This is a genomic window from Nakamurella sp. (assembly GCF_048594475.1).
GTDB lineage: Bacteria > Actinomycetota > Actinomycetes > Mycobacteriales > Nakamurellaceae > Nakamurella.
On record NZ_JBMDXT010000100.1, the window covers coordinates 1 to 1,854 of the forward strand.

Below are 1,854 nucleotides of genomic sequence, written 5' to 3' on the forward strand. Positions count from 1 at the left end.
GGTGCACCCCCGCCCGCCACCCCCCCAGCCGCCGGCGCCCGCCGGGGGGGTGTCCCGCGCCGCCCGCCCCCGCCCCCGTTCGGGACTGCAGGTTACTTGCCCAGGTTGATGGCCGAGCCGGCGGCCGCGGCGGCATCCGCCGGGACGGCGTCGGAGGACTTGAACCGGATGCCGGTGTTCGGATCGAACACGTGGCAGTGCTCGGCGTCCGTCGGCAGCGCGTGCACCGTCGAGCCCGCCGTGGGGTGGATGCGCGCGTCGGCGCGGATGACCAGGCGGTTGCCGTCCGGCGTGTGCCCGTGCACGAACGCGTCGGCGCCGAGCTCCTCGACCAGGTCGATGGTGACCGGGATGCCGGAGCCGGCCAGGGTGATGTTCTCCGGACGGACCCCGAAGGTGACCTCCTTGAGGCCGGCGGCGGACGCCTCGGACATCACCGAACGGGGGAGCGGGAACACGGCGTCGCCGAGCTGGGCACCCTCGGCGGTCAGCGGCACGGTCAGCAGGTTCATGGCCGGGGAGCCCATGAATCCGGCGACGAAGACGTTGACCGGCTTGTCGTACAGGGTCCGCGGGGTGTCGACCTGGTTGAGGATGCCGTCCTTGAGGACCGCGACCCGGTGGCCCATCGTCATGGCCTCGACCTGGTCGTGGGTGACGTAGACGGTGGTGGTGCCCAGGCGGGCCTGCAGCTCGGCGATGTTGGCCCGGGTCTCCACCCGGAGCTTGGCGTCGAGGTTGGACAGCGGCTCGTCCATGAGGAACACGGACGGCTCGCGGACGATGGCCCGGCCCATGGCGACGCGCTGCCGCTGACCGCCGGAGAGGGCCTTGGGCTTGCGGTCGAGGTACTTCTCCAGGTCCAGCAGGCCGGCGGCCTCCTTCACCTTCTCGGCGATCTCGGTCTTGTTCACCCCGCGCAGCTTCAGCGCGAAGCCCATGTTCTCGGCCACCGTCATGTGCGGGTACAGCGCGTAGGACTGGAACACCATGGCGATGTCCCGGTTCTTCGGGGGCACGTGGGTCACGTCGCGGCCGCCGATGACGATGCGGCCCTCGTTGACGTCCTCCAGGCCGGCCAGCATCCGCAGGGCGGTGGACTTGCCGGAGCCCGAGGGTCCGACGAGGACGAGGAACTCCCCGTCGGGGATCTCCAGGTTGAGGGTGTCGACGGCACGCACGGGCGGGCTGCCGGGGTAGACGCGGGAGGCTCCGTCGTACTGGACGTCGGCCATCGATCGTCACGTCCTTCCATCGGTCCGGAGGGCGGCTCCGCACCGGTCGCAGGGGGCTACTGGGGGCTGTCGAGAAGTGACCCTAGCCGAGCCGGCGGGGGAAGGGAAGGGGGTTGGAAAACGTTTTCCCGGACATCGGCCAGCTGCTGGGTGTCGCCGTGGGGGTCCGGTGGGCGCGGCACCGGACCGGTTACCGGAAGCGCACCGCGAACGCGATAGCGTGTCGAGGATGGACCGACCCCCACGGACGAGGCCGCCGGCGACGCTCGCGTCGCTCGCCGCCGAGCTGGGCGTGTCCAGGACCACGGTGTCCAACGCCTACAACCGGCCCGACCAGCTCTCCCCGCAGCTGCGATCGCGGGTGATGGAGGCGGCCCGCCGGATGGGCTATCCCGGGCCCGATCCGATGGCCCGATCGCTGCGCACCCGCAAGGCCGGCGCGGTCGGGCTCCTGCTCGCCGAGCAGGTTTCCTACGCCATCCGCGACCCCGGCGCGGTCGCGTTCCTCGAGGGCCTGACGCTGGAGTGCGACGAGGCGCAGGTCGGCCTGCTGCTGGTCCCCGCGCGGCCCGGTTCGGAGGACGTCGCCGGGGTCACCCGGGCCGCCGTCGACGGCTTC

At 72.1% G+C, this 1,854-nt stretch carries 2 protein-coding genes; one reads left to right on the forward strand and one right to left on the reverse strand.

What is annotated here, in order from left to right; all coding sequences use genetic code 11:
• Positions 1-92: 92 nt before the first annotated feature.
• The gene (locus ACOJUF_RS05065; RefSeq protein ID WP_420120775.1) at positions 93-1,235 is read right to left on the reverse strand and encodes an ABC transporter ATP-binding protein; all 1,143 of its coding nucleotides are present in this window, start codon (positions 1,233-1,235) and stop codon (positions 93-95) included.
• 229 nt (positions 1,236-1,464) lie between these two features.
• Between ACOJUF_RS05065 and ACOJUF_RS05070 the strand changes: the two genes are divergently transcribed.
• Positions 1,465-1,854, forward strand: a 390-nt coding sequence (locus ACOJUF_RS05070; protein ID WP_420120776.1) for a LacI family DNA-binding transcriptional regulator, incomplete at its 3' end; no start/stop codon positions are given.